The organism is Croceibacterium mercuriale, from assembly GCF_000802385.1.
Taxonomy (GTDB): domain Bacteria; phylum Pseudomonadota; class Alphaproteobacteria; order Sphingomonadales; family Sphingomonadaceae; genus Croceibacterium; species Croceibacterium mercuriale.
Genome location: NZ_JTDN01000001.1, coordinates 1,026,140 through 1,052,557, shown reverse-complemented (window position 1 = coordinate 1,052,557; position 26,418 = coordinate 1,026,140). Strand labels below are relative to the sequence as shown.

Annotated in this window: 19 protein-coding genes; 13 read left to right on the top strand and 6 right to left on the bottom strand. The window is 65.3% G+C overall.

Annotated features, from left to right (window positions below; genetic code table 11):
- Nucleotides 1-101: 101 nt before the first annotated feature.
- Complete coding sequence (locus tag PK98_RS04730; protein WP_039094663.1) at nucleotides 102-1,511, top strand: ISNCY family transposase; 1,410 nt, start codon at nucleotides 102-104, stop codon at nucleotides 1,509-1,511.
- Between the two features lie 39 nt (nucleotides 1,512-1,550).
- Here PK98_RS04730 and PK98_RS16660 read toward each other — a convergent pair whose 3' ends face one another.
- A complete protein-coding gene (locus tag PK98_RS16660; protein ID WP_152608534.1) occupies nucleotides 1,551-2,306 on the bottom strand; it encodes a hypothetical protein in 756 nt (251 codons plus the stop codon).
- A gap of 500 nt (nucleotides 2,307-2,806) precedes the next feature.
- On the opposite strand from PK98_RS16660, the gene PK98_RS04720 reads away from it, so the two are divergent.
- Complete coding sequence (locus PK98_RS04720) at nucleotides 2,807-3,163, top strand: hypothetical protein (protein WP_039094659.1); 357 nt, start codon at nucleotides 2,807-2,809, stop codon at nucleotides 3,161-3,163.
- Between the two features lie 37 nt (nucleotides 3,164-3,200).
- Here PK98_RS04720 and PK98_RS04715 read toward each other — a convergent pair whose 3' ends face one another.
- A complete protein-coding gene (locus PK98_RS04715) occupies nucleotides 3,201-4,295 on the bottom strand; it encodes a zinc-binding dehydrogenase (RefSeq protein ID WP_235425398.1) in 1,095 nt (364 codons plus the stop codon).
- A 154-nt stretch (nucleotides 4,296-4,449) separates the two neighbouring features.
- Between PK98_RS04715 and PK98_RS04710 the strand changes: the two genes are divergently transcribed.
- On the top strand, nucleotides 4,450-5,343 hold the full coding sequence (locus PK98_RS04710; protein WP_152608607.1) for an exonuclease domain-containing protein: 894 nt from the start codon (nucleotides 4,450-4,452) through the stop codon (nucleotides 5,341-5,343).
- A 20-nt stretch (nucleotides 5,344-5,363) separates the two neighbouring features.
- Here the strand turns inward: PK98_RS04710 and PK98_RS04705 are convergent, their stop codons facing one another.
- Together PK98_RS04705 and PK98_RS04700 are read right to left on the bottom strand one after the other, a co-directional pair.
- Entirely contained in the window at nucleotides 5,364-6,119 is a 756-nt protein-coding gene (locus PK98_RS04705; protein ID WP_052208041.1) for a glycosyltransferase family 2 protein, read from the bottom strand.
- Nucleotides 6,120-6,164: 45 nt separating this feature from the next.
- The gene (locus PK98_RS04700) at nucleotides 6,165-9,062 is read right to left on the bottom strand and encodes a TonB-dependent receptor plug domain-containing protein (protein ID WP_235425397.1); all 2,898 of its coding nucleotides are present in this window, start codon (nucleotides 9,060-9,062) and stop codon (nucleotides 6,165-6,167) included.
- 120 nt (nucleotides 9,063-9,182) lie between these two features.
- Between PK98_RS04700 and PK98_RS04695 the strand changes: the two genes are divergently transcribed.
- The 3 genes from PK98_RS04695 to PK98_RS04685 are packed head-to-tail and all read left to right on the top strand — an operon-like array spanning nucleotide 9,183 to nucleotide 12,183.
- Nucleotides 9,183-10,451, top strand: coding sequence for an extracellular solute-binding protein (locus PK98_RS04695; protein WP_161792403.1), 1,269 nt, complete (start codon nucleotides 9,183-9,185; stop codon nucleotides 10,449-10,451).
- Entirely contained in the window at nucleotides 10,448-11,329 is an 882-nt protein-coding gene (locus tag PK98_RS04690) for a carbohydrate ABC transporter permease (protein ID WP_039094652.1), read from the top strand. Before PK98_RS04695 ends, PK98_RS04690 begins: the two co-directional genes overlap by 4 nt.
- On the top strand, nucleotides 11,320-12,183 hold the full coding sequence (locus tag PK98_RS04685; RefSeq protein WP_039094650.1) for a carbohydrate ABC transporter permease: 864 nt from the start codon (nucleotides 11,320-11,322) through the stop codon (nucleotides 12,181-12,183). The genes PK98_RS04690 and PK98_RS04685 overlap by 10 nt, the downstream gene beginning before the upstream one ends.
- Here PK98_RS04685 and PK98_RS04680 read toward each other — a convergent pair.
- Nucleotides 12,173-13,255 carry an ABC transporter ATP-binding protein gene (locus PK98_RS04680; RefSeq protein WP_039094649.1) on the bottom strand — a complete coding sequence of 361 codons (1,083 nt, stop codon included), beginning with the start codon at nucleotides 13,253-13,255 and terminating at the stop codon, nucleotides 12,173-12,175. The genes PK98_RS04685 and PK98_RS04680 overlap by 11 nt on opposite strands.
- A gap of 63 nt (nucleotides 13,256-13,318) precedes the next feature.
- Between PK98_RS04680 and PK98_RS04675 the strand changes: the two genes are divergently transcribed.
- The 3 genes from PK98_RS04675 to PK98_RS04665 all read left to right on the top strand — a co-directional run bounded on the left by PK98_RS04675 (nucleotide 13,319) and on the right by PK98_RS04665 (nucleotide 19,075).
- A complete protein-coding gene (locus PK98_RS04675) occupies nucleotides 13,319-14,890 on the top strand; it encodes an ATPase domain-containing protein (protein ID WP_407637599.1) in 1,572 nt (523 codons plus the stop codon).
- On the top strand, nucleotides 14,880-16,982 hold the full coding sequence (locus tag PK98_RS04670) for a PAS domain-containing sensor histidine kinase (RefSeq protein WP_052208040.1): 2,103 nt from the start codon (nucleotides 14,880-14,882) through the stop codon (nucleotides 16,980-16,982). Before PK98_RS04675 ends, PK98_RS04670 begins: the two co-directional genes overlap by 11 nt.
- A gap of 272 nt (nucleotides 16,983-17,254) precedes the next feature.
- A complete protein-coding gene (locus PK98_RS04665; protein WP_039094647.1) occupies nucleotides 17,255-19,075 on the top strand; it encodes a putative bifunctional diguanylate cyclase/phosphodiesterase in 1,821 nt (606 codons plus the stop codon).
- Nucleotides 19,076-19,093: 18 nt separating this feature from the next.
- On the opposite strand, the gene PK98_RS04660 is transcribed toward PK98_RS04665, so the two are convergent.
- The gene (locus tag PK98_RS04660; RefSeq protein ID WP_039094645.1) at nucleotides 19,094-19,735 is read right to left on the bottom strand and encodes a TetR/AcrR family transcriptional regulator; all 642 of its coding nucleotides are present in this window, start codon (nucleotides 19,733-19,735) and stop codon (nucleotides 19,094-19,096) included.
- A gap of 222 nt (nucleotides 19,736-19,957) precedes the next feature.
- Between PK98_RS04660 and PK98_RS04655 the strand changes: the two genes are divergently transcribed.
- From PK98_RS04655 to PK98_RS04640, 4 genes are read left to right on the top strand one after another with little or no spacing between them, the layout of a single operon-like run.
- On the top strand, nucleotides 19,958-21,142 hold the full coding sequence (locus tag PK98_RS04655; protein ID WP_039094643.1) for an efflux RND transporter periplasmic adaptor subunit: 1,185 nt from the start codon (nucleotides 19,958-19,960) through the stop codon (nucleotides 21,140-21,142).
- A gap of 6 nt (nucleotides 21,143-21,148) precedes the next feature.
- On the top strand, nucleotides 21,149-24,346 hold the full coding sequence (locus PK98_RS04650) for an efflux RND transporter permease subunit (RefSeq protein ID WP_039094641.1): 3,198 nt from the start codon (nucleotides 21,149-21,151) through the stop codon (nucleotides 24,344-24,346).
- A 4-nt stretch (nucleotides 24,347-24,350) separates the two neighbouring features.
- A complete protein-coding gene (locus PK98_RS04645) occupies nucleotides 24,351-25,793 on the top strand; it encodes an efflux transporter outer membrane subunit (RefSeq protein WP_039094639.1) in 1,443 nt (480 codons plus the stop codon).
- Nucleotides 25,790-26,410 (top strand): TetR/AcrR family transcriptional regulator, encoded by a 621-nt coding sequence (locus PK98_RS04640; RefSeq protein WP_268745942.1) that lies wholly within the window; start codon nucleotides 25,790-25,792, stop codon nucleotides 26,408-26,410. The genes PK98_RS04645 and PK98_RS04640 overlap by 4 nt, the downstream gene beginning before the upstream one ends.
- Nucleotides 26,411-26,418 lie beyond the last annotated feature (8 nt).

The following is a 26,418-nucleotide window of genomic DNA, read 5'->3' as shown; positions in this document are numbered from 1 at the left end:
TAGAGATGTCACTGCCCGCAAGTTAGAGACGTCACACCGAGGACGGCTCGCGGCGCTCGCGGTTTGAGTGGCATGATCTCCCGAGGTCGGGAGATGCGCTTATGACGGTGGTGGCAATGAGCCATGGCGAGCTTGGACGCTACGATACCCTGCAGCGGTTTGACCGCGGCGAGCTGAGGATCGAGGACGCAGCCGAGCTGATCGGCGTCTGCCGCCGGCAGGTCTACCGGCTGCGGGACAGGTTGCGCGCTGGTGGACCTGAGGCGCTGGTATCCTGGAAGCGCGGCCGGCCAAGCAACCGCAGCTTCAGCAGCGAGTATCGGGCTCGGGTGATAAATCTCGTCCGGCAGCACTACAGCGATTTTGGTCCGACGCTGGCGGCCGAGTATCTGGCTGAACGGCACCAGATCACCATTTCTCACGAGACGCTGCGCAAGTGGATGATCGCGGATGGTTTGTGGAAGGACCGCGCTGCACGGCGCCCTCGCCCTTACCAGCCTCGCTATCGGCGGGACTGCCGCGGCGAGCTGATCCAGGTCGATGGCTCGAAGCACTGGTGGTTCGAGGATCGCGGCCCGCAATGCACGCTGCTGGTCTATATCGACGATGCCACCAGCGAGCTGATGCATCTCAAGATGGTCGAGAGCGAGAGCGCCTTCTCCTATATGCGCGCGACGCGAACGTATATCGAACGGCACGGCAAGCCGGTGGCGCTGTATTCGGATAAGCACAGCCCGTTTCGCAACAACATGGCAACTGCAGACGGCGACGGGATGAGCCATCTCGGGCGAGCGCTGGATGCTCTCAACATCGAGATCATCTGCGCCAACTCGCCGCAAGCCAAGGGACGGGTCGAGCGGGTCAACGCAACGCTGCAGGACCGCCTGGTCAAGGCCATGCGCCTCGAAGGCATCTGCAGCATCGAGGAAGCCAATGCCTTCCTGCCGTCCTACATGGAGCGGCATAATCGGCAGTTCGCCCGGCCCGCGCTGGACCCGCGCGACGTGCATCGTCCGCTGGCACCGCACGAGAACGTCGACGCGGAGATGGTCTGGCGGGAGCAGCGGACCGTGACCGGAGCGCTGACGCTGCACTACAACAAGGCGATGTTCATCCTCGAACCGACGCCGGTCAGCGAGGCGCTCGCGCGCAAGTGGATCGAGGTCTGCGAGTACCCTGATGGCAGGATCGAGATCCGGCACGAGGGGCGCGCCCTTCCCTACACCGTGTTCGACAAGATGCGCCGGGTGAACCAGGCAGCGATCGTCGATAACAAACATCTTGATGCCGCGCTGGAGGTCGCCCGGCTCATGCAGGAGGTGGCACCGCACCACAGCAAGCGGAACAACAGCGAGCCGGCGCGCAGCTCGCAATCGTTCGGCGTGTTCGCCAAGCCGGCTCAGGCAGACAAGGCAAAGCCCGCGCGTCGCGGCCGACCACCGCTCCCACGTGGTCCTCGCCTCTCCAACGAAGAGCTGATCGCCCGTGGGTTGGGTGAGTACGTGCGGTAGCCAAGGAGTTTAAGATCAGACTTGAGCGAGGAAGAAGTACTAACGAGAGCCCCGGGAGCTTGCTCCCGACAGTTCATTATCGCCTGCTTCATTCAGTTCTGACAGATCATGCTCTATGTTTAGAACAGTATCTTGATCAAGCAAAAGAACTATGTGGGTCGTTCCTTCCTCGTCAAGCGACGTGAGATTGATGTACCTGTTTGGCCCATGAATATCTGGAACCACACTTAGCGTGTCCAGCTTCATCGGTAGCTCAGCCAATTTAAACGCAGGCGATAAGCTTGGAAGCGACGCAAACGCAACGACCGCGGTGCTTGCAGCTCCCGTCTCAGGATACATCAAGCCGAGGAAGAACTTACCATCGCTATATACGGGCCAAGAAGGGCCAGGCATGTAGCCGTCGATCAGCGGGCCAGCGCCGAGTTGGCCGGCAGCTATTGAGCCAGGAGAAGATTGTCGGGTTGAAACCCTTGCTTGAATATCCAGCTTTCTTTGAGCCAGATCAGGATCAGTGGCATTCCAGCCTGATGGAAGAAATACGATATTACCACACTGATGACGCAGACCAGCTTGCTGATCCAAAACCAAGTTCTGGAAACGAGGATCGGAAGAGACGATCTTGATGCCGTGACCTTGGTACACAAGGTCTCCCAACCGGTAGTGGTCCGGAGCATCTGCGATAGTTGCACCACCGATATCCTCGCCATCAATCTGCACAGCCGAGATCTCGATCCGTTCCGGCGCCGTTGGACAGGCCACTTCGGCAGCCATTAACAGGAAGGGAGCAATCAACATTTTCCGATTCCCATCAGCTGCTTAGCGGTACAGCAATACCGCTTGCCGGAGCATAAGTACCCTTTAGCGCCCTGTCGGCACCGTGAACGTTTTGAACTTGGCAAACATCCTGCCTTCAGAGAAGCTCGCAATTGGGGGCAGATCATCACCCATATCTATGCAAAGGCTAGCTGAGCAAGCCCACTGCTGACGCAGCGGGTCCGCGGCACCCTACCACTGCCCTTGCGCCTCAGCAGGGTCAGCGCTGCGCCGTGTGGAATGCTCCACGCTGCCCCTGCTGCCGCAAATGGTGACATCTCTAAATGGCGGAGAAAGTGTCTTTTCTAATTAGCGGCAACAATGGTCGGTCGCGGGGATCGAGCGGCCTCATTCCCTTCGACCTCTTCCATGGACCCACCCCCCGCTGCGGCGACGGCACATAGGCAGGAACGCGGCGAAGACCGGTCGGTTTGCCAAGCTGACGTCGCCAGCGCTGTCGCGCGGTTTACAGGAGATCACCAATGCGACTTCCGCCTTTCCTGGTTGCCTGCATCCTCGTCAGCGGCTGCGGTGATGCCGGCGGTCCGACAGTGATCGACGGTAGCAGCCAGGCTGCCTACGAAACCAGCCTGGCCGAGGCTCGCGGCGATGTGGGCCCGAGCGACCGCATCAAGCTGGAAGCTGCGATCTCCGAACATCGCGCCCGCATGTTCGCCAAGGCCGACAGCCGGCAAGAGTATCAAAGACTGGTTCGCGAAGGGATGGATGGCCTTACCGCACCAGCCATTGTCGCCCAGTTCGACGAAGACGTCACCCGGGTCAAAGGTCAGGCGGCCGATGCGGTCTTCGATGCCAAGCGTGCTCTGAACGGTCGTTGACGCGAACGGCCGCCGCCGCATCGCCACATGTCCTTGATCAGTCGCGGCCTGGATCGATCAGGAACTTCTCGCCCGTACCCTTGCGTTCATACGCGCGCAGCACAGCGGGATCGAGAGCTTCGGCCAGGCCGATCACCCGCGTATAGTTGCTGGCAAAGGTGGTCGTCAGTTCCGCGACGACGCGGTCACGCATGCGCCCAGTCACCTCCGCGCCCGCCTTCTGCAGGAAGGGGAACAGCAGCCAGCCCGATATGCTCCACTGGAACCCGAAGCCGGCCCGGTTCATGATGGTCGGGCCGGTGTCGAGCCCGCCATAGATGTACAGTTGCTTGACTTCGGTCGATCCGTACCGGTTGTATTCCGACAGGCGGCCGACAGCTGCGCGTTCCATGGCTTCCACGATCTGCCCGCCCAGCGTGCCGCCACCGATTGCATCGAAGGCGATCGTTGCCCCTGTCTCCGCTATCGCTTCCCTCAGGCGGTCGGTGAAGCCCTCGTCCTTGCTGTTCAGGACGTGCGTCGCGCCGATCGCCCGCAGCAACTCGGCCTGTTGCGGCGAGCGCACGATGTTCACCAAGGGTACTCCGTCGGCCAGGCAGATCTTCTGCAGCATCTGCCCCAGGTTGGAAGCTGCTGCAGTGTGGACGATGGCCTTGTGGCCTTCGCTCCTAGCTGTTTCCACGAAGCCCAGCGCCGTCAGCGGGTTCACGAACATGGATGCGCCGTCCCTGGCCTGCACACCAGCCGGCAGCGGGATCACGTCGCGCGCTTTCAGGCGGCGATAATCGGCATACATGCCCCCGCCGATCACGCCGACGCGACAACCCGTCAGATGCGCGACATCGCGGCCTGCCGCTACCACGGTGCCCGCCCCTTCATTGCCGACCGGCATGGACCGGCCGACCCGTCCGGCAACGCCAGCCAGGCGTTCGTGCGGCACCCTGCCCATCAAGCCAACGCGGCCATTCACATGCGGGGTGAGGGTCGCCATGTCCACCGGGCCGAGCAGCAGGCCCAGGTCGCTGGGATTGATCGGCGCCGCCTCGACGCGGACGACAATCTCGTCCCCCGCCGGATCGCCGACCTCGACCTCATCAAGCGTCAGGATAAATGTCCCGTCTTGGTCGATCATCGACCGCAATTCGCGTCCTGCAAGGCTCATGGTCGTCTCCGCTGGTGCAAAGGGTTCATATGGTACGCGATTTGCGTTCTGTCAGTCACGCAAAGGCCGTTCGTACAGGATTTCGTCGGTGCAAATCCGCGGCGGGCCCGGTATGTTCCACCTGATGCGTCCCCTGCCCTTCCCCGTGCCCATACAGCCCGCTGCCGGCATCGATCCTGACTTCGTGGTCATCGATGTCGAGACCGCCTGCTCGCGGGTCAGCAGCATCTGTCAGGTCGGCATCGTCGGCTTTGCCGGCGGTGTCGAAATCTTCGAGTACGAGACCCTGGTCGATCCGCTTGACGAGTTCTCATCGTTTAACACCCATATCCATGGCATCACCTGCGACCATGTGGCGGGGGCGCCCACCTTCGCCGAGATCCATGCAGCACTGGATGGCCACCTGTCCCGCAGGGTCACGGTCGCCCACTCATCCTTCGACAAGGGTGCGCTGGGCGCAGCATGCCAGCTGCATGGCCGTACCCCGATCGAGACGCGATGGCTCGACAGTGTGCGGGTGGCCAAGCGAGCCTGGCCGGACCTTCCCAGCCACCGGCTGAACGTCCTAGCGAAGTTCTTGGGCGTTCGACACAAGCACCACGACGCGCTCAGCGATGCGCGCGCCGCAGGCATGGTGATCGTGCGGGCGATCGAACATACCGGGATCGAGCTAGCCGGCTGGCTGACGCCGGCAAACAGCCGGGGTGTGACCGCACCGAAGCCCGCCGCAGCCGGTCCGTTAAAGGGGGAGCGCTTCGCCGTTCTGGGCGCGCCGCGCAACGGGGCGCTGGCGCAGCACCTTGCGGCGGCCGGCGCCAGGATCATGGGCTCGGTCGGCAGCACCACGACCAAGCTGGTGATCAGCAACGATCAGCCTTTTGGCCGTTACATCACAGCACAGGCCGACTATCGGCGCGCCGAGGAACTGCGGCGATCCGGCGCGATGATCGAGATTGTGCCTGAGGACGAGATCCGCGCTCGCCTCGCTCTCCGGCGATCAGGTATGCAGAACGCGTAGGACCCGCCGGGCCGGTCCTCTCAGATTGCCGGCTCCGCCCGGCGCCTCGCGGTCAGATAGGGATGGGCCAGCACCCGTTGCGCGTTCCTGGCTCCGACGCCGACGTCGCTGACCAGGCGGCTGCCAGCCACTGTCCGGTACAGGGCCACGAGCATGTCAATCCGGCGGAACCGTGCGCCGGCCGCCGCCGCGCGAACGTAGAAATCCCAGTCGTTGCAGTTGTGGAAGCTCGGGTCGAAGCCGTTGACCGCCGTCACGCAGCCACGCCGCACGATCGACCACGACGGTCCGATCACACCGCCCTGCCCCAGCGCTACCTGGATATCGTCACCCCACCAGCCACATTCTGGCGCGCCAGGAGCGCCGTCACCCTCCACACGTGCGAAGTGACCGACCACCACATCGGCGCCGTGCCCTGCCCCGACCAGCGCGCGTGCCGCCCCCGGCAGCCAGACATCGTCGCTGTCGAGAAAGGCGATCCACGGCGAATGGCACAGGGCAGTGCCGACATTGCGCGCGTTGGAAGCGCCTTCGTTCCGCGGCAGGATAACACCGGTCACGCGCCCTGGATGCGCCGTCTCCAGTCCGCGGATCACTCCTGCGCTGTCATCACCCGATCCGTCGTCCACCACGATGACGCGTGCCGGCGAATGATCCTGCGCCAACACGCTCGCGACCGCATCTGCGACCACATGCGCGCGGTTGTAGCAGGGGATGACGACATCATAGGCAGGCAGTGGCAGGTAATCTTCGAACCGGTCGACAGGCTTGTGCATGCCGCGCCTATGTGCGGTGCGGCATGCACGGGCAAGAGGGCTTCGTCAGCTGCCCAGATTCATCCGAATACCGGTGTAGAAGAACCGCCCGACCGGAGAGATCGGTACGTTGGTCTCGAATCCGATGTCCGGGCGCTGGTCCCCCAGATTGTTCACGCCGGTGTAGAACGTGAATGCATCGTCGACCTGCACCTGCACCTGCACATTATGCTGCCACAGTTCCTTGAACCGGAAGTAACGCGGATCGACGAAGGTCGGATTGTCGTTCGTCGTCACCCGGTTGAACCGCCGCACGCCGTTCTGCCAGCGCAGGTTGTAGCTGAGCGTCACCGCATCGTAGGTCCACGTGGGCGAGAAGGCCAAATTATACTTCGGCCGGAACGGGCGGTCGGCGTTGTTCTCCACATCTGCACCGATCGTGGCGATCTGCTCCAGCCGGTGGAGATATCCACCGACCAGCCGGACGTCGAAGGTGCCGGCGGCATCGGTCGGGATCTGATAGGCGGCGTTCAGCTCCAGCCCGGCCGTACGGAAGGCAGCGACATTCTCCGGCTGCACCACGAAGCCATTGATGTAGCCGTTGCCCGGCCGCCGGCTGACAGTGTCGCAGAACGGGTTATCGGTCGTCGGCTGGTCGACGCACAATTGCGCCACGGTGGAGGGGCTGGCCGTGTTGATCGCGTCGCGCAGGCGAATGTCGTACCAGTCGACGCCCACCTGCAGCCGGGGGATGAAGCGCGGGCGCAGCACCACACCGGCGGTCCAGGTGCGCGCCGTTTCCGCGCGCAGGTCTGCATTGCCCTGCTGCACGCCGGGAATGTTGACGTTGGCATCCGGATTGTTGGCGTTGCTGAAGTTGTCGGGATTGCCGCCCGCCGCGGCGATCAGCGCACGGCAGTTGGCCTCGCGATATTGCGTGCCCTGGTCGCGCTGGCCGAGATAGCATGGGTCGCTGATGAAATCGCTGGTGCCCGTGCGCGGCCGGAAGATCTCGGCGATGTTGGGAGCGCGCACCGACTGGCCGTATGATCCGCGGAAGGTGACGTCCTCCACCGGCGCCCACAGCCCGTTGAACTGGTAGGCGCGCGTGCTGCCGATCGTGGAATAATCCGAATAGCGGCCGGCCGCACCGAAGGACAGCAGGTGCGCGAACGGCTGGTCTGCCAGCACCGGCAGGTTCAGCTCGCCAAACGCCTCATAGACATCGAAGCTGCCGCTCGAAGGCGTCGGGATGATGTATTCATCATACTGGTAGAAGACGTTGTCGAGCAGCTCCTGCGCCGGGCGGAAGCGGCTCGACTCCTTGCGATATTCGCCGCCGGCCGCAAACTGTACCGGCCCGCCGGGCAGTTCGAAGTAGCGGCCGAAATCGCCTGTCAGGGATGCATTGACCACGTGCTGCTCGATCCGCGCATTGCTGACCGGATTGAACAGGTAATAATCGAATGATGCCGGATCGACCGTGTTCGCGCCAAAGGTGTTGACCGGCACGCAGCCGGCTGCGCGCGCTGCGGCCGAGCGGCACACGATCTGACCGCTTGCCGGGTCCCGCACAGCGTCCAGCGCCTGGTTGAACTGCGTGCTCAGCCGGTCGTTCAGCTTGGTCGCGCGCAGATCGGTACGACCGTAGGTGTAGGACACGTCGTAGCTGGCGTGCTCGCTGATCGCCCCGGTCACGTCCACCACGCCGCGCCAGGTGCGCCGCCGGTCTTCCTCGCCGCGGCGGGGAATATCGAAATTGTTGCGGCTGATGTCGATCGCGGTCAGTCCGTCATTCCTCGCCGCCGCCAGGATGTTGGTCGGAATGAACGGATTGTCGAGGGGGATGGTCGCCGGGTAGTTGCCGCCATAGCCGGCCAAGGTCCGCACATCGGTCTGGACGAACTTGCCCTCCACGCTCACCACGAACGCGTCCGATGCCTCGAACCGGCCGAGCAGGTTTACCGCATGTCGCTTCGTACGCGGGAGGATGTCGCCGATATAGCCGGCTACCGGGGTGTCGTCCCCACCGGTCGAATACCCGTCATTGTCCAGCCGTACCCCGGGATTGTAGATCGCTCCATCACCGCGATAGCGGACGCCGGCGATCTCGACGATGCCGTAGGTCGAACTGTCGGGATAGCGCAGGTCGCTCACCGGCCCGGTCTGGTAGCTGCCCGGCCGAGCCGGATCGTAGCCGTTGACGTTGACGAAGTTGAAGCGGTTCGGACCCGCAAGGAAGCTGCGGTCATCGTTGGCGAGCGGGGCGCCGTAATCGAACTCGTACGCCGCCGTCAGATTGGCGCGCCCGTCCGCGAAGTTGCGACCGACGACCAGCGAGATGAAGCGGTTGGCAGCATCGCCCTCCTCGGAGATACCGGCCTGCCCGCGCGCCGCCACGCCATCGAAGTCGCGGCGCAGGATGAAGTTGACCACGCCAGACACACCGTCGGCGCCATAGACGGCCGACGCCGCGCCCGTGAGCACATCGACCCGCTCGATCAGGTCGGTCGGGATGGAATTGATGTCGACCGCGGCGGTGTCCGGCTGACCCGACACATGCCGGCGGCCATTCACCAGCACCAGCGTCCGCGCCGGGCCAAGTCCGCGCAGATCCAGGAGGTTGAGACCGATCTGACCGATCGCGCCATCGCCTTGGGCGTTGCCAGCAGTCCGGGTGCTGTCCAGCGAGTTGGTCAGCGCAGGTACGCGCTGGAGGAAGCTGGTGACGTTTGTTGTGCCGGATTGCTGGATGCGTTCGGCATCGAACGACACGATCGGACTGGGTGCCGCATAATCCGGCCGCTGGATGCGCGATCCGGTGACGACGATCTCGCCGCCTGCCGTGTCCGCCCCGCCGCCCCCTTCCGGCGCCGGTGCGTTGTCCTGCTGCGCGCAGACCGGCACGGCGACCACGGCGAGGCCCGCAAGCAGCGTCGCCCGCATGACGTTCGATAGCGTCATCCCATCATTCCCCTGATCGTATCGGGGTACCCCGATTGTTCTTTGTTCCTGTGGAGAACCCCGCATCGGCCAAATGGTTGCATGCTGGCGCTGCATCGCCAGACCTGTCAGGAAACGCCCATGATCCAGCCTGCTTTCACGCCTGACGCCTTCTCCCGGCGTGCGGTACTGGCGGCGTCGCTGGCGCTGGCCGGATCGGGTTGCGTTCCGCGCGCTGATGCCGGCGCGGTGCGGCTGTGGGCGATGAGCTATGAAGGCGATTATTCGCCGATGCTGATGCCGGTATTCACCCGGCAGACCGGCATCGATGTCGACGTCCAGTCGCTGCCCTGGACCGCCGCACACGAGAAGCTGCTGACCGCCCATGCCGGCGGCGCCATGCCGGACGTGATGATGCTGCCGGCCGGCTGGGTAGGCGAATTCGCCATCGTCGGCGCGCTTGCCCCCGTCGGCGATCCGTCTCTCGTATCGGGGCTGGTTCCGGCCACGCTGGATTCCGGCCGCTATGGCGGCGTCCATTATGCCGTGCCCTGGTCCGTGGCACCACAGGCGCAGTTCTACCGCCGCGACCTGCTGGCCGAGAGCGGCTTCGCCAAGCCGCCGGCCGACTGGTCCGGGTGGCGCGACATGGGCCGGGCGCTGAAACGACGACGGCCGGACGAATGGGTGTTCCTGATGCCGCTGAACTGGTGGGACATGCTGTTTACCCTCGCTGGTCAGACCGGCGCCGCCATGCTGCGCGACAACAGCACGCGGGGCAACTTCACCTCGCCTGCATTTGCGGAAGCGCTCGGCTTCTACAAGTCCCTCTATGACGACAAGCTCGCCCCGGCGATGCTGTCCACCGAATTGCAGGATCCCTTCGCTGCCTTCGCGCAGGGCCAATTCGCGATCTATCCGCGCTCGCCTGCCATGCTGCTGGACCTGCATCGCAGGCGGGCGGAGATCGGCCCGGACCGGTGGGGTGTGGTCCGCATGCCCGGCCCCCGCGGACCAGCGGCTGCCAGCGGTGTCAGTGCCACGCTTGCAGTGTCCAGCCAGTCGCGTCGGCCGCAGGATGCCTGGGCGCTCGTTCGGTACATGACGTCGGCACCGGCGGAACTGCACTTCCAGCGCCTGATCGGCAGCCTGCCGGCGCGCGCGTCAGCATGGGACGATCCCCAGATGCAGGCCCCTGTGCTGCAACCATTCCGGGATCAGCTGGAACAGCCCGTTGCGACGCCAGACGTGGTCGAATGGGAGCGCATCCGCATCGAGGTGCAACTGGTGGCGGAGCGGCTGGTGCGCGGCCAGCTGACCATGGCGGAAGCTATGCGGACGATGAACCTGCGTGCCGATGCGATCCTCGCCAAGCGGCGCCAGCTCGTTTCCGCCGGACGCCTAGCATGACCCGGCAGCAACGCACCGGCTGGCTGTTCACCGCCCCTGTGCTGGCGATCATCACGCTGGTATTCGTCCTGCCGACGCTGATGGCTTTGGCGCTGAGCGTCACCGACTACAGCGTCTATGCGCTGGCCGACTGGGCGAACCTGGACTTCATCGGAGTCGGCAACTTTACCGCGTTGCTGTCCACGCCGCTGTTCTGGCGCGCGTTGGGTAACACAGCCCTGTTCGCTTTGTTCGGCGTACCCATGGCGATCGGCGCCTCGCTTGCGGCGGCGCTGCTGCTGAACGATGCGACCGTGCGCTGGAAGCCGTTGTGGCGCGTCGCCCTGTTTGCGCCCTACGTCACCAGCGTGGTGGCGACAGCGACCGTGTGGCAGTATCTGCTCAACACCCGCTACGGCCTGATAAACTACGCGCTTTCGTTGGTCGGTGTCGCGCCGGTCGACTGGCTTGGCGATCCACGGGCGTCCATTCCGGCGATCCTGCTGTTCGTGACCTGGAAGATCTTCGGCTACAACATGATCCTGTTCACCGCCGCACTGTCGACCGTGCCGCAGGACCTGATGGAGGCGGCACGGCTCGACGGCGCATCGCGCTGGGGCCGCTTCCGCCATGTCACCCTGCCGGCGATCGGCCCGACCCTGCTGCTTGCCGCGATCATGAGCGTCGCAGGGTTTCTCCAGCTGTTTGCCGAACCCTATGTGATGACGCAGGGCGGCCCGGCGCAAAGTACGGTGACGGTGCTCTACTTCATGTTCGACGAAGGCTTCAAATGGTGGAACCTGGGGCAGGCCAGCGCCGTCGCGCTGATCCTGTTCGTGGTCATCCTGGCCCTCACCTTCATCCAGACCCGGATCGGCAGGCGCTTCGAATGGCTCTGACCAACCCTCGCCGTACCTTGCGCGCCATCCTGGCCAACATGCTGGTGCTGGTGCTGACGGCGGTGACGCTGCTGCCCCTCGCCTGGATGGTCACGGTATCGTTCATGCCCCGTGGGGAGGCGAACAGCTTCCCGCCGCCCTTCCTGCCCAGCCGCTGGTCGTGGGAGAACTATCACGAACTGCTGGTCCGCCGCTTCGTCGACGGTGCGTGGTTCGACTATCGCTTCGTGCCGGCGCTGTGGAACAGCATCGGCGTGGCCACGATCGCCACCGCGCTGGGGCTGCTGCTGGCGGTGCCGGCGGGATACGCGCTCGCCAAGCTGCGCTTCACCGGGCGGGACCGGGTGCTGCGCTTCCTGGTCATCAGCCTGATCGTGCCCGGGCAGGTGGCGATGCTGCCCCTGTTCCTGATGTTCAAGGAACTGGGACTCGTGAACAGCTATCTCGGCGTGATCCTGCCCAGCCTGGCAGGCATCTTCGCCATCCTGTTCGTGCGGCAGGCGGCCCTGGGCATACCGGACGAGATGATTGACGCGGCGCGGCTGGATGGCGCCAGCGAGATCCGCATCTTCCGTTCGATCGCCCTCCCCCTGCTGGCGCCGATTGTTGTGACGCTGGCAGTGTTCCTGTTCCTGGCGAGTTGGAACGACTTCCTGTGGCCGCTGATCATCCTGGCGGACCAGCACCGATACACCCTGCCCGTCGCCGTCGCCGCGATCGGGCGCGAGCATGCGGCTGACGGCGAACTGATGATGGCGGCCGCTGTGGTAACGACCTTGCCGGTGCTCGCGCTGTTCCTGTCGTTGCAGCGCTATTACATGAGCGGCCTGCTCGGTGGCAGCGTCAAGGGCTGATACGGGGAAGCGCGCGTCCGTCCGCACCGAAGGCGTGGACCAGCCCGGGCGCGATGTCGAAGTGCAGCACCTCGCCAAGCGTGACCCGCTGATCGCCCGGCAACTGCGCCACAATGGTATGCATTGCTCCGGGTGCACCCAGATGAGCGAACGATAGCGGACCCAGCCGCTCGAACAGCTCCACCGCTCCCTGGAAGGCACCGGCGGCACTCGCCACCAGATGCTCAGGTCGCACACCCATCGTCACCACGGCGCCGGCTTCGCCACGGACGGTGGCGCGCACCTGCGCACCATCTTCGGATTGCAGCGTCACGCCATCGGCATCTGCAGCGACCACTTGCGCCGGGATCAAATTCATCCCCGGCGAGCCGATCGCCCGCGCCACCGCCAGCGATGCCGGCCGGTCGTACAGCTCGATCGGCGCGCCGACCTGCTGCACCTGCCCCTCACTCATGACGACGATGCGGTTGGCCAGCGTCATGGCCTCCAGCTGGTCATGCGTGACGTAGATCATGGTCGTGCCAAGCTGCGCGTGCAGACGGGCGAATTCGTGCCGCATCCGCACCCGCAGCTCGGTATCCAGGTTAGACAGCGGCTCGTCCAGCAACAGCACCTGCGGTTCACGCACGATCGCCCGCGCGATGGAGACACGTTGCCGCTGCCCACCGGAGAGCGCACGCGGACGCCGGGCGAGCAACGGCTCGAGGTCGAGTGATCTGGCCACTGCCGTCACCCTGTCCTTCACCTCGGCACGTGACAGACGCGCTACCCGCAACGGGAAGGCGATGTTCTCGGCGACTGTCAGATGCGGGTAGAGCGCGTAGGACTGGAACACCATGGCCAAGCCGCGATCAGCCGGTGGCGCATGGGTGATGTCCTTGCCACCGATGGAGATCGTGCCTTCGCTGGGCTCCTCCAGCCCTGCGATCAGGCGCAGCAGGGTCGACTTGCCACACCCGGACGGGCCGACGATGACGATGAACTCGCCATCCTCGATCGCCAGATCGGTCGGCGACAACGCCTCCACCGCGCCAAACCTCTTGGCCAGCCCACGCACTTCGACATTCGCCAAGCAACATCCCTTCGGCAGCGATCATCGCCGCTGCGGCATGAACCCGCAACCGGAAACCGGCGTGTGCGTTGCATACTCCTGTTCCTCGACGCCGGTTGCCACTATCGGACGGCTATGACTGTAGGGCACTTGCACGCGATGACGGAAAATTCGACGGCCGCGACCGGCAATGATGGGCTGGACCTGATCCTGAAGGGCGGATTGCCGGCCAATCGCCTGTACCTGCTCGAAGGGGCACCCGGTTCCGGCAAGACGACCCTGGCGCTGCAATTCCTGCGCGAGGGCGTCCGGCTCGGCGAGGCGGCACTCTATATCACGCTGTCGGAAACCCGCGAGGAGCTGGCCGTTGTTGCCGCCTCTCACGGCTGGAGCATCGACGAGTTCGACGTCTTCGAGTTCGGTTCCGCTGCCGAGGTCCTGGGGCAAAGTCGCCAGCAGTCAATCCTGCACCCGTGGGAGATGGAACTGACCGAGACGGTGGAGCTGATCCAGAACGAGGTTGAGCGCATCAAGCCCCGCCGTGTGGTGTTCGACAGTCTTTCCGAGATGCGGCTGCTGTCGCAGGACTCCCTGCGATACCGGCGGCAGGTGCTGGCATTGAAGCAGTTCTTCGCCGGGCGGGAGACGACCGTCATCCTGGTGGATGACATGACCGGCGCAGAGAGCGGACGTGACTCGCACCTTCATAGCCTGTGCCACGGCGTCATCACCCTGGAGCGTCTCACTCTCGACTTCGGCGCTGCGCGGCGGCGACTGCAGGTGCAGAAACTGCGCGGCGTCGACTTCACCGCAGGCTTCCACGACTTCAACATCCGTGAGGGCGGCCTTGAAATATATCCGCGCCTGATCGCCTCGGACCATCATGGCAAATTCGTCGGCGAGCAGGCGCAGAGCGGGCTGCCGGACCTCGACAAGATGTTGGCCGGGGGGCCAATGCGCGGTACCAGCACGCTGATCACGGGACCCGCGGGCACAGGCAAGACGACGCTCGCCCTTCAGTACATCCATGCCGCATGCGAGCGGGGCGAGTGCTGCACCATTTTCGAGTTCGATGAGCGGATCGGTACGCTGCTGACCCGCGCAAAGGCCTTCAACCTCGATCTCGACCATCATCTCGCGAGCGGCTGCCTGGTTATCCAGCAGATCGATCCCGCAGAGATGTCGCCGGGCGAGTTCATCGCCCGCGTGCGCAGCGAGGTGGAACAGCGCGATGTGCGCATGGTCGCGATCGACAGTCTCAATGGCTATCTCGCCGCCATGCCGCAGGAACAGCAGCTGATCCTGCAGATGCACGAACTGCTGTCCTATCTCAGCCACAAGGGCGTGGTCACCTTCCTAATCAATCCGCAGCATGGGCTTGTCGGCACCATGTCGACCAGCCTCAACATCTCCTATATTGCCGATGCGGTGGTGCTGCTGCGCTTCTTCGAGGCCGAGGGGCGGATCCGCAAGGCTATCTCGGTGCTCAAGAACCGCGGCGGGATGCACGAGGATACGATCCGCGAACTGCGCATCGATCGTTCCGGCGTGCGGGTCGGCGCTCCCTTGGTTCAATTCAAGGGCGTGCTCACCGGAACGCCGGAATATATCGGGTCGGGCAATCCGCTGCTGGAAGAGCACCCGTATGGGGCATAGGACGGCTGCCGAAGGTCACCGGGTTCTCGTCCTGGCACCATTCGGCCGGGATGCCGACAGCGTCGCCGGACTGCTGCAGCAGGCGCACTATGATGTTGAAATATGCCGCGACTCTGCGGCGGTCGCCGCGTCGCTGGACGAGCATGTCGGTGTTGTCCTCGTCACCGAGGAGGGATTGGCCGGCGAACAGCAGCGCCTGAAGGCGGCGATCGCCGCGCAACCGGCCTGGTCCGATCCGCCCTTCGTGCTGCTTGCGGCGCCCCGCGCCGGGCGTGCGCCTTCCGTCGAAGCGATACGTGAGCGTCTGCCGGCCTTCATCAATGCGGTCGTGCTGGAGCGTCCGCTCGGCGCGGCCTCGCTGATCAGCGCTGTCGCTTCGGCCATGCGATCGCGCCAGAAGCAGTTCGAGATGCGCGACCGCCTGGCTGATCTGGAGGTCAGCCGCCGGGCGCTGGCGGCGAGCGAAGCGGAATTGCGGCTGGTCGCCGATGCTCTGCCCATGCTGATCGGGTTCGTCGATCGAGCGCTGATCTACCGCTTCGCCAATCGTGCATACGAGACCTGGCTGGGCCTTTCCCCCGGCCAGGTCATCGGCCAAACCGTGACGGAGGTTCTTGGCGAGGCAGCGACAGAGGCGCGATTGGCCGCTATGCAGCTTGCCCTGTCGGGAGAGCCCGTCCTGTTCGAAGTGGAATGGCCGCATCCGGATGGCCGGGCGCGCTTTGCCAAGATCCGGTACCTGCCGCAGATTCGCGACAACGGCGTCGTGGATGGCTTCCACACCTTTGTGGAGGACGTGACGGAACAGAAGCTGGCAGAGCAGCGCCTGGAACAGCGCGTCGCCTCGCGGACGGCCGAACTGGAGCGCGAGATGGCGATCCGTGAACAGGCCGAGGCGGCCTTGCGGCAGAGCCAGAAGATGGAGGCGGTCGGTCAGCTCACCGGCGGCATTGCCCACGACTTCAACAACATGCTGACCGGCGTCATCGGCGGGCTCGACATCGTCAAGCGGCGGATCGCCGACGGACGGTACGACGATCTCGACCGCTTCATGAACGCTGCCCTCACCTCCGCCCAGCGGGCGGCGGCATTGACAGCACGACTGCTGGCGTTCTCGCGCCGGCAGTCGCTCGACCCCAGGCCCACGGACGTGAACGCACTGGCGCGCTCGCTCGAAGATCTCCTGCGGCGTACCATTCCGGAAACGGTATCGCTTCGCATCGTCACGACGGACGACCTGCCGCATGCGCTGACCGACGGCAACCAGCTCGAGAACGCGATCCTCAACCTGGCGATCAATGCCCGCGACGCCATGCCCGAAGGCGGGCAGCTCACCATCGAGACGGCGATCGTCGAGCTGGACGATGATTATGCGGCGGCCAAGCCCGACGTGAAGCCGGGCCGGTATGTGATGGTCGCGGTTTCCGACACGGGCGTCGGCATGTCGGAGGATCTGCTGGCCAAGGTGTTCGAACCTTTCTTCACGACCAAGCCGATTGGCCAGGGAACCGGGCTTGGCCTGTCGATGGTGTACGGGTTCGCCCAGCAGTCCGGTGGGCAGATCCGCGTCCACAGCCAACCCGGGGAGGGTACGTCAGTAAAGCTCTACTTGCCGGCAACCGAAACCACAGTGGCAGGCAGCGCGCAGCAGTCGGACGTGCCTGTGCCGGAGGGCACCGGCCAGACCGTGCTGCTGGTCGAGGATGACCTGTCGGTGCGCATGCTGGTACGCGATGTTCTGGAAGAATTGTCCTATACCACGATCGAGGCCGGCGATGCCACGGAGGCGGTGCCGATCCTGTCCTCGAACACCCGGATCGATCTGATGATTTCCGACGTGGGCCTGCCAGGCATGAACGGCCGCCAGCTGGCGGAGGTGGCGCGTACCCATCGGGGCGATCTGCCGATCCTGTTCGTGACCGGCTACGCAGAGAACGCCGCGATCCGCGCAGGCTTCCTCGGCACCAACATGGCCATGATCACCAAGCCGTTTTCCCTGGATGATCTGGCGACCAAGATCGGCGAGATGGTCGCGACCAGCATGGAGGCCGGGCGGCCAGGCGAGCCGCCGCCACCAAGCTCGCCGGGTTGAGCGGCATTTCAGGCGCGATCAGGCCTTTCCGGAAAGGTCCGGCATATGTGTCCGCAAGCGAACGGTGCAGCGATGATCTGTTGAAAGGGACGCATCGTTCTGCTTCCCTTTGAAGTCTGTCTCCGATGGTCGGACGGCGATCCGGCCGTCATACCTTGACCGGAGGCATGCGCGGCAACCCCGCCTAACAGCCGGAGGTCGTTCCGATGGTCGGCAGGATTGTCTCGCAACGACCGGTCAAGCCTGTCTGCGCGACGAACGCAGCTGACCAGATGGCAGACCTGCTGCATCTTCAGAACATCATTCTCGAGATGGTTGCCAAGGGCGATCCGCTCAGCATGACCACCGACCGCTTGTGCCGGGAGGTCGAGCACCGGATCCCCGACGTGATCTGTTCTGTCCTGGTGGTGGACGAGAACGGCACCCTTCGCCCGCTATCGGCGCCCAGCCTGCCAGATCATTATTCAGCCCGCCTAAACGGCCTCGCGATCGGACCTTTGGTGGGCTCCTGCGGAGCGGCTGCCTATCTTGGCGAACCGGTCTCCGTCACCAACATCGGCACCGATCCGCGCTGGGCCGAGTTCAAGCGTTTTGCCCTGCCCCTGGGCCTGATGGCCTGCTGGTCCAGCCCGATCTTCGACTCCACCGGTCGGGTGGTGGGCACGTTCGCCTTCTACTACCGGGAGAACCGCCACCCGGGGCAGCTGGAGCGGGCCATTGTCCATACCTGCGTACATCTCTGCGCCATCGCCATCGAACGGGACCAGCGGGTGGTGGAGCGCGAACGCAAGGCCACGACCGATGACCTGACGAAACTTCAGAACCGGGCCGCATTCGACTCGGCCTTGGCGCAGCTATCCTGCGAAGATGCCGGTGCCTGGGCCCTGCTGGTGGCCGACATGGACAATCTGAAGATCGTCAACGACACGTTCGGCCACCAGGCCGGTGACCGGATGCTGCAGACCGTGGCCGCGCGGATGGCGGCGGCTCTCCCGACGGACCAGATCTATCGGCTCGGCGGGGACGAATTCGCCGTGCTGCTGCGGCACCCTGACGCGGTGCAGAACCTGGAAAGGGCCGCTGGCCGGATCCTGGCGGCTCTCCGGTCCGAGGTGGATGTCGGCGGACACCTGATCACCCCACGCGTCACGATCGGCGGGGCGACGCTGACCGGCGCCGAAAACAATGCCGATGCCGTCCGCCAGAATGCCGACTTCGCCCTGTATCACGGGAAGGAGACCGATCGCGGCAGCTTCGTCCGCTACTCGCCCGAGATCGGCACGACCATGGCGCGGCGACTGGTGTCGATCCGAAACGTCGACGAGGCGTTGCGCGAGGATCGCATGGAGGTCCATTACCAGCCTGTCGTCAATCTCGACACGCGCGAGATCATCGGCATGGAGGCCCTGTGCCGCCTGAGATCCGGTGATCGGGTGCTGGCGGCCGGCGAATTCTTCGATGCGCTGTCGGATGCCCGGATCGCCTCTGAGATCACGACCCGGATGCTTGGTCAGGTCGCCGCCGATGTCCGCTACTGGCTTGATCGCGGCATTCCGTTCCAGCATGTCGGCATCAATGTCTCGTCCGCAGACTTCTACGGCGGCAAGCTGGACCGGCAGGTTTCGGCCGCCTTTGCACGGCATGGTGTGCCGCTCACGCACGTGATCCTGGAAGTGACCGAGTCGGTGTATATGGGCGAGCGGGAGAGCGATGTCCGCCTGGCGCTTGCAGCACTTCGCGCGGCGGGGCTGCGCATCGCGCTCGATGATTTCGGCACCGGCTATGCCTCGCTGACCCACCTGCTGACCGTTCCGGTCGACGTCCTGAAGATCGACAAGTCGTTCATCGCCCAGCTTTCGCGCGGCGCGCCCAGCGAAGCCATCGTCGAAGCGATCCTGACCATTTCCCGCAAGCTGGGCATGCGCGTGGTCGCAGAGGGCATAGAGCGGGAGGACCAGGTCGAACAGTTGCGGTCGTATGGCTGTACGCTGGGACAAGGTTTCCTGTTCTCGGAAGCCGTGGACCTGCAGGTCGCGACACGATTGCTGGAACAGCTCGGCCAAGCCAGGCCGGCGGGCGGCGGGACTGCGTAAGCCGCCGTATGATCAACGCTATCGTTGATCACACGGTACGTGACACCGGAACAACGTCGCCATCTCGGACGTCAGGAACCGGTCCATCAGCCGGCACGCCTCCTGTGACCCGTCCTTGCCCAGCACGATCTTCCTGCTCGCCATTCCGACCCCGAACGTCATGATCAGCTGCGCCAGCGCGTCGATCGCGGCACGTTCGGTATCCGGCGGGGCGATCGCCTCCAGCGCGGCGGAGAGGCTTGCCATGATCCGGTTGTCCAGCGCGCGGTAGCTTTCCGCGATGCGCTCGTTGCGCCCGGCTTCGGCCATGATCTCCGCCACCAGGCGGTACTCTTCCGTATCCTCCGGCTGGCTGAACCGGGCGAGCCACGCGCGGATCGCCGGCAGGTCGTTCTGCTGCACCGCCGCAGTCAGCACATCCTCCTCCAGCCACGCGGCCACGTCCATTTCGCAGATGGCGGCGATGATGGCCTCCTTGCTCTCGAAGTCGCGGTAGATCTGCCCGACCTTGATCTCCGACTCGCTGGCGATCTGGGCGACACCGGTCTGATGGAACCCCTGCTGGACGAACAATCGCCGCGCTACTTCGAGAAGATGCCGCCGCCGCTGGTCCGCCCGCGCGGTGCGGCCCTGCCCGGCTGTTTGATCTGAACCTATCACCCTGCTCCTTTAGGCTTGCCAAGCCGGCGCGTCACATCTAACGGCCCGACAATGATGTGAGTGAGCGATCACTCATACGTTGGAGCCTGCAGCAAAAGCAAGCCGATCATGCCCGGAGGGGCGCTTGTCACAGGCCGCCGCACGCGAGTGCCGGCGACGTTTCCGGCTGTCTGCCAAGGGATCATTCTCGCCCACGGGACAGCAGAGCCATCGAAGGTGCGAATGAACAGGATTGCTTCAGTGGCCGGACTGGCCTTGTTCCTCGCCGCGTGCGGCGGTGCCGAGCAGCAGCAGGCGCCCACCGGGCCGCCGCAGGTCGGCTATGTCACCGTGAACGCGCAGCCGGTCACGCTCAGCACCGAACTGCCGGGGCGGACCAGCGCCTACGAGACGTCGGACGTGCGCCCGCAGGTCAACGGCCTGATCCTGGAACGGCTGTTCCAGGAAGGCGACATGGTCCGCAAGGGCCAGCCGCTTTACCGCATCGATCCCGCGCCTTATCGGGCGCAGGTGGCCAGCGCGCGTGCGGCCCTTGCCCGCGCCCGCGCCGGCATCGCCAACAGTCAGGCGCTCGCCCGCCGCTATGCCGAGCTGGTCGACATCAATGCCATCTCCCGCCAGCAGGCGGAGGATGCCTCTGCCGCCGCGCAACAGGCCCGCGCCGATGTCGCTGCCCAGCAGGCGGCTGTCCAGGCGGCGGAGATCGACCTTGCGCGCACCACTATCCGCGCGCCCATCAGCGGCCGCATCGGCCGCTCCACCTACACCACTGGCGCGCTGGTCTCCGCCGCGCAGGCGGAGCCGCTCACCACCATCCAGCGGCTGGACCCGATCTTCGTCGACATCCAGCAATCGAGCGCCGAGGTGCTCGACCTGCGTCAGCAGCTGGCAACGGGTGAGCTGGAGAACGGCGGCGGCGCGGCGCGCGTGCAGCTGAAGCTGGAGAATGACAGCGCCTATCCCGCCGCCGGCACGCTCAGCTTCACGGACGTGACCGTCGATCCGGCGACCGGCAGCCAGGTGATCCGGGCCGTATTCCCCAATCGGCAGGGCCTGTTGCTGCCCGGCATGTATGTCCGGGCGGAAATGGTCGAGGGGACGCGCGCCAATGCGATGCTGGTGCCGATCCGCGCCGTCACGCGTGACGAACGCGGCAACCCGGTCACCACCGTCGTGGGGCCTGATGGCAAGATCCAGCTGCGCACCCTGACCGCGCCACGCACCGTGGGGCAGAACTGGCTGGTCACCGCCGGGCTTAAGCCGGGCGATCGCGTGGTCGTGGAAGGGGGGCAGAACCTGCAACCCGGTACGGCCGTGAAGGCGGTGCCCTATCGTGCCCCGGCACAGCAGGCAGGCCAGCCTGCGCCCCGGCCGCAGCCCGCTGCCACTCCGGCGCAGGCGAACTAAGCCGCCATGTCACGCTATTTCATCGACCGGCCCATCTTTGCATGGGTCATCGCCATCGTCCTGATGCTGTTCGGCGTGATCGCGATCCGCGGCCTGCCGATCTCGCAGTTCCCGACCATCGCGCCGCCCACCGTCACCATCAGCGCCGCCTATCCGGGCGCCGATGCCACGACGCTGGAGCGGACGACGACGCAGATCATCGAGCAGCAGCTGAAAGGCATCGACAATCTGCGCTACTTCTCCGCCTCGTCCTCTTCGGCCGGGCGGGTTACCATCACGCTGACCTTCGAACAGGGCACCGACCCCGACATCGCGCAGGTGCAGGTGCAGAACAAGCTGCAGGCGGCCACATCGCTGCTGCCGCAGGAGGTTCAGCGCCAGGGCGTCACCGTCGCCAAGTCCGCCGCCAGCTTCCTGCTGGTCGCTGCGATCTACTCAGAAGATGGCAGCCACACCGCCAACGACCTGTCCGACTACATCGTGGCACAGGTGCAGGATCCGGTCAGCCGCGTCACCGGCGTCGGCGAGTTGCAGGTGTTCGGCACCCAGTATGCCATGCGCATCTGGGTCGATCCGCTGAAGCTGCGCAGCTACAACCTGGCCATTGCCGATGTGACGGCGGCCGTGCAGGCGCAGAACGCGCAGGTGTCCGCCGGTCAGATCGGCCAGCTACCCGCCCCGGCGGAGCAGGAGCTGAACGCCACCGTTTCGGTCCAGACGCGCCTGCAGACGCCCGAGGAATTCGGAAACATCCGCTTGCGCAGCACGGAAGGTGGCGCCGTCGTGCGCCTGCGGGACGTGGCGCGCGTGGCCAAGGGTGCGGAAATCTACGGCTTCGACACGCAGTATAACGGCAAGCCCGCATCCGGCTTCGGCGTCCGCCTGGCTACCGGCGCCAACGCACTCGACACCGTGGATGCGGTGAAGGCGGAGATCGAGCGGATCGCGGAAGGCTTCCCGTCCGACGTGACGGTTGTCTACCCCTACGATTCCACCCCGTTCGTGCGCCTCTCGGTCGAACAGGTCATCCACACGCTGATCGAGGCGGTGATCCTGGTCTTCCTGGTCATGTTCCTGTTCCTGCAGAATTGGCGCGCGACCATCATCCCGACCATCGCGGTACCGGTGGTGCTGCTTGGCACCTTCGGCGTCATGTCGATGTTGGGCTATTCCATCAACACGCTCACCCTGTTCGGCATGGTGCTGGCGATCGGCCTGCTGGTCGATGACGCGATCGTGGTGGTGGAGAATGTCGAACGCCTGATCCAGACGGAGCACCTGTCCCCCAAGGAAGCGTCCCGCAAGTCGATGGACGAGATCAGCGGCGCGCTGATCGGCATCGGCATGGTGCTGTCGGCGGTGTTCCTGCCGATGGCGTTCTTCGGCGGATCGACCGGCGTGATCTATCGTCAGTTCTCCGTCACCATCGTTGCCTCCATGGTGCTGTCGGTGCTGGTCGCCCTGATCCTGACACCGGCCCTGTGCGCCACCATCCTGAAGCCGCACAAGGCCGATCAGGCGGAAGGCAAGGGTCCGCTGGCCCGCTTCTTCCGCTGGTTCAACCGCACCTTCGACCGCGGCACGCAGAAGTACGAACGCACTGTCGTGCGCACTGCGCGCAACTGGAAGCGTTCGGGCGTGATCTACCTGGCGATCGTAGGTGTCATGGCGCTGCTGTTCATCCGCCTGCCGGGCGGCTTCCTGCCGGAAGAGGATCAGGGTTCGATGATTGCTCTGGTCCAGGCCCCCCCGGGCGCCACCCTGCCCCGCACCCAGCGCGCGCTGGATGTCGTGCGCGACCACTTCCTGAAGACGGAAGGCGCCAACGTCGCCAGCGTGTTCACCGTCAGCGGCTTCTCCTTCGCCGGCCAGGGCCAGAATGCGGGCCTTGCCTTCATCCGCCTGAAGGACTGGGAGGAGCGGCCGGGTGCCGAGAACGGCGCGGGGGCGATCGCCGCACGGTCCATGGGCACCTTTGCGCAATATCGCGATGCCAGCATCTTCGCGCTGGTGCCACCCGCCGTGCAGGAGCTGGGCAATGCCACCGGTTTCGACATGTGGCTGGTGGATACCGGCGGCGTCGGCCACGATGGTCTGCTGGCCGCGCGCAACCAGCTGCTGGGCATGGCAGCCGGCGACAGCCGCGTGGCACAGGTCCGCCCGCTTAGCCTGGACGATGCGCCGCAGCTGTCGGTCAACATCGACCAGGACAAGGCTGGTGCGCTCGGCCTCGACATCAGTGCCATCAACCAGACGATCTCCACCGCCTGGGGCGGTGCCTACGTCAACGACTTCCTGGATCGCGGCCGGACCAAGCGGGTCTACATCCAGGCAGACCAGCAGTACCGTTCCTCGCCAGATGCGATCGGCGACTTCTATGTCCGCGGCAGCAGCGGGGAAATGGCTCCCTTCACGGCCTTCTCCGACCTGTCGTGGCAGCAGGCGCCGGTGGTCCTCAGCCGTTATCAGGGTCAGGCGGCCATGCAGCTGCAGGGCGCGCCCGGCGCTGGCCTCAGCTCCGGCGCCGCCATGGAGGCGATGGAGGAGATGCAGGCCAAGCTGCCGCCCGGCACCGCCCTGGAATGGACCGGCCTGTCCTACGAGGAACGGCTGTCCGGCGGGCAGGCCCCGGCTCTGTATGCCCTCTCCCTGCTGATTGTGTTCCTGTGCCTTGCCGCCTTGTACGAAAGCTGGTCGGTGCCGATCGGCGTTATGCTGGTGGTGCCGCTGGGCGTGATCGGCGCGGTACTGGCCGCATGGCTGACCGGGCTGAATAACGACATTTACCTGCAGGTGGGCCTGATCACGACCATCGGTGTCTCGGCGAAGAACGCGATCCTGATCGTCGAATTCGCGGAGGAGCGGGTGCGCGACGGCATGAACGCCTTCGACGCCGCGATCGAGGCGGCCCGACTGCGTCTCCGCCCGATCCTGATGACCAGCCTGGCATTCGTGTTCGGCGTGTTGCCGCTTGCGATTTCCACCGGCGCTGGTGCCGGCGGCCAGAACGCCATCGGCGGCGCGGTGGTGGGCGGCATGCTGTCCGCGACCGTGCTGGCGATCTTCTTCGTGCCGATGTTCTTCGTGGTGATCGCCCGGTTGTTCAAGCACGGGCAGACCGATCAGCGCTCCTTGAACAACGATGTCGAGCCGGACGGCGGCAACAGATCTTCCGACGGCGGCATCGCGCCGCAGGGAGCATGACGTGATGACGAAGCCTTTCCTCGCCCTTCTTGCCGGTGCGACGATGCTGGCCGGGTGCAATCTCGCGCCTGATTATGACCGCCCCGGCGGGGCCGTCCCGGTGACGTTGCCGCAGGGGGGCATCTATCCCGCCGCGGCGAGTGACGCGCCGGACATCACCCAGGTCGGGTGGTGGGACTTCTTTCTCGACGCCCGGCTGCGCCAGGTGATCGAGACCGGCCTAGCCAACAATCGTGACCTGCGCATCGCCGCGGGCAACGTGCTGCAGGCCCGGGCCCAGTTGCGCGTGCAGCGATCCGACCTGCTGCCGACTGCGACGGTGAGCGGCACCGGCACCTACACCAATAACGTGTTCGGTGCTCCGGGGGCTGGTGCCGGGGCCGGTGCAGGTCCGGGTGCCGGCACAGGCGGCTCATCCGATCTGGAGTTCTACTCGGTCAATGCCGGCATCTCCGCCTTCGAGCTCGACCTGTTCGGCCGCATCCGCAACCTCAGCCGGGCGGCGCAGGAACAGGTCTTCGCCAGCGAGGAAGCGCGACGCTCCACCCGCATCAGCCTGATCGCGGAGATTGCCACCGCCTGGCTGACCATGGCCGCAGATCAGGAGCAGCTGCGCATCGCGCGCGAGACCTTGGACACGTTCCGTCAGACGCGGGACCTGACCAGCGCCCAGTTCCGCATCGGCGTAGGCTCCGAACTCGAGGTGCAGCAGGCCGAGACGAACTTCCAGTCGGCCCGCAACGATATCGCGACGCTGGAAACGCTCGTGGCACAGGACCAGAATGCGCTGAACCTGCTGGTCGGCACCACCGTGCCGGCCGAGCAGCTGCCGGCCGCATTAGCGGCCGGGGACGTCACGCTGGATGCCCTGCCCGCCAACATCTCCTCCGACATCCTGCTGCGCCGGCCGGACGTCTTGCAGGCCGAGCACCAGCTGATTGCGGAGAATGCCAATATCGGCGCGGCACGCGCGGCATTCTTCCCGACGATCTCGCTGACCGGCGCCGTGGGCACGATCGGCACCGCCCTCTCCAACCTGTTCTCCGGCGGCAGCTTCACCTACAGCGCGTCCCCGGGCGTCTCGCTGCCGATCTTCGATGCCGGGCGCCGGCAGGGCAATCTCGATTTCTCGCGCGCGTCGGAACAGGTGGCGGTGGCAACCTACGAACGGGCGATCCAGACCGCCTTCCGCGAGGTCAGCGATGCGCTGGCGCAGCGTGGCCGCATCGGTGAACAGGTGGAGGCGCAGACAGCGCGGGCCGCGGCGGCGACCGGCGCGGCGCGCCTGTCCGATGCCCGCTTCCGGGCAGGCGTGGATTCCTTTCTCGTCACGCTGGATGCGCAGCGCACTGCCTACGCCGCGGAACAGCAGTTGGTGACCACCCGCCTGACACGCGCCAGCAATCTCGTGGAACTGTATCGCTCGCTCGGCGGGGGCCTGAGCTGACCTCCACGCGCGAGCCCGCCGTCGACGAGCGCCTCCTACGGCGCCGGGAATGCTTCGTCGCCGCCGCGGAGCAGCTGTTCATGGAACAGGGCGTCGAACGGACTGCGCTGGCCGATGTGGTGAAGCGGGCGGGCGGGTCCTTGGCGACACTCTACAAGCTGTTCGGCGGCAAGGCCGGACTGCTGGAGGCAGTCATGGTGTCGCGGGTGGAGCAGAGTGGCCTGCGCATGGTGGAGTTTGCCGCGGCCGCATGCTCGCCCCGCGAGGTGCTGCTGAGACTGGCCCGCGATCTGCGCCACAGGTCTGTCGATCCGGCGGAAATTGCCCTGTCCCGCGTGGTGATCACCTCCAGCATCGAGGACCCAGAATTCGCCTCACGCTTCTACGGCAGGACCATCGTCGAGGCGCGCGGACAGCTGGAGCGTCTCTTCGCCCACTGGCGCGACGCCGGACAGGCGCTGACGGCGGAGCCTGCGCTGCTGTCGGCGATGTTCCTGGGCATGTTCATCTATGAAGTGCATTCGCAGGCAATCAGCCACGGCTCCATCTGCGAAGGCGATGACAGCTGCCTGGAACGCAAGGTGGCCTTCTTCTGCCAGGCTGCCGGGCTGGGCTGAGCCTGCGC

Bases quoted from the DNA above. Each gene is read 5' to 3' on its own strand.
- PK98_RS04730 (WP_039094663.1), top strand. From the start codon at position 102: ATGACGGTGGTGGCAATGAGCCATGGCGAGCTTGGACGCTACGATACC.
- PK98_RS16660 (WP_152608534.1), bottom strand. From the start codon at position 2,306: ATGTTGATTGCTCCCTTCCTGTTAATGGCTGCCGAAGTGGCCTGTCCA.
- PK98_RS04720 (WP_039094659.1), top strand. From the start codon at position 2,807: ATGCGACTTCCGCCTTTCCTGGTTGCCTGCATCCTCGTCAGCGGCTGC.
- PK98_RS04715 (WP_235425398.1), bottom strand. From the start codon at position 4,295: ATGATCGACCAAGACGGGACATTTATCCTGACGCTTGATGAGGTCGAG.
- PK98_RS04710 (WP_152608607.1), top strand. From the start codon at position 4,450: ATGCGTCCCCTGCCCTTCCCCGTGCCCATACAGCCCGCTGCCGGCATC.
- PK98_RS04705 (WP_052208041.1), bottom strand. From the start codon at position 6,119: ATGCACAAGCCTGTCGACCGGTTCGAAGATTACCTGCCACTGCCTGCC.
- PK98_RS04700 (WP_235425397.1), bottom strand. From the start codon at position 9,062: ATGACGCTATCGAACGTCATGCGGGCGACGCTGCTTGCGGGCCTCGCC.
- PK98_RS04695 (WP_161792403.1), top strand. From the start codon at position 9,183: ATGATCCAGCCTGCTTTCACGCCTGACGCCTTCTCCCGGCGTGCGGTA.
- PK98_RS04690 (WP_039094652.1), top strand. From the start codon at position 10,448: ATGACCCGGCAGCAACGCACCGGCTGGCTGTTCACCGCCCCTGTGCTG.
- PK98_RS04685 (WP_039094650.1), top strand. From the start codon at position 11,320: ATGGCTCTGACCAACCCTCGCCGTACCTTGCGCGCCATCCTGGCCAAC.
- PK98_RS04670 (WP_052208040.1), top strand. From the start codon at position 14,880: ATGGGGCATAGGACGGCTGCCGAAGGTCACCGGGTTCTCGTCCTGGCA.
- PK98_RS04665 (WP_039094647.1), top strand. From the start codon at position 17,255: ATGGCAGACCTGCTGCATCTTCAGAACATCATTCTCGAGATGGTTGCC.
- PK98_RS04655 (WP_039094643.1), top strand. From the start codon at position 19,958: ATGAACAGGATTGCTTCAGTGGCCGGACTGGCCTTGTTCCTCGCCGCG.
- PK98_RS04650 (WP_039094641.1), top strand. From the start codon at position 21,149: ATGTCACGCTATTTCATCGACCGGCCCATCTTTGCATGGGTCATCGCC.
- PK98_RS04645 (WP_039094639.1), top strand. From the start codon at position 24,351: ATGACGAAGCCTTTCCTCGCCCTTCTTGCCGGTGCGACGATGCTGGCC.